Origin of the sequence: Slackia isoflavoniconvertens (assembly GCF_003725955.1) — a bacterium.
Classification (GTDB): domain Bacteria; phylum Actinomycetota; class Coriobacteriia; order Coriobacteriales; family Eggerthellaceae; genus Slackia; species Slackia isoflavoniconvertens.
Map to the genome: position 1 here is coordinate 1 of NZ_QIBZ01000040.1, position 803 is coordinate 803.

Genomic DNA, 803 nt, shown 5'->3' on the forward strand with positions numbered 1-803 from the left:
AGCGTGGAGGCCTGGCGAACCAGGCCCCTTTCCGGAGGCTACCCGTATCTCTTCGTCGACGGCATATACCTGAAGCGAAGCTGGGGCGGGTCCTATGAGAACGTCGCGGTGATGGTGGCCATCGGGGTGAACTCCGAGGGCCGCCGCGAGATCGTGGGATGCGCCGAGGGTTTCACCGAGTCGAAGGAATCGTGGAAGGAGTTCCTCTTGTGGCTGCGCGGGCGCGGGCTGTCGGGCGTGAGGCTCGTCACGGGCGACAAGTCGCTGGGGCTGCTCGGGGCGCTCGAGGAGGTTTTTCCCGACGCCAAATACCAACGCTGCACGGTGCACTTCTATCGAAACGTGTTCGGGAAAGTGCCGCGGCAGAAGAGGGTTAAGGTCGCCAAGATGCTCAAGGCCATTCACGCGCAGGAATCGCGCGAAGCGTCGGAGGCGAAGGCGGCGGAGGTGGCGGACGCGCTCGAGGCGATGAAGCTGGGCGCGGCCGCCAAGGTCGTGCGCGAGGGCTGCCGCGAGACGCTGGCCTACACCGATTTCCCGATGCAGCATTGGACCAGGATCAGGACCAACAACGCCATCGAGCGCCTCAACAGGGAAATACGCCGCCGCACCCGCGTGGTCGGCACCTTTCCCGACGGGAAATCGGCCCTGATGCTGGTGACCGCCAGGCTGAAATACATAGTCGAAAACGAATGGGGCCGCAGGCGCTACCTAGATGTATCGCTGCTCGAAGACGAGGAGGGCAAAGCGTAGGGCGAGAATGCCGATGGTCTCACCTAGGCATCAGCGAATTTGCGAAAGAT

1 protein-coding gene is annotated in these 803 nt (G+C 63.3%); it reads left to right on the top strand.

Annotated features, from left to right (window positions below; translation table 11 throughout):
• The coding region (locus tag DMP05_RS09650) for an IS256 family transposase (RefSeq protein WP_123220239.1) at positions 1 to 753 on the top strand (753 nt) is incomplete at its 5' end.
• Between the last annotated feature and the right edge of the window lie 50 nt (positions 754 to 803).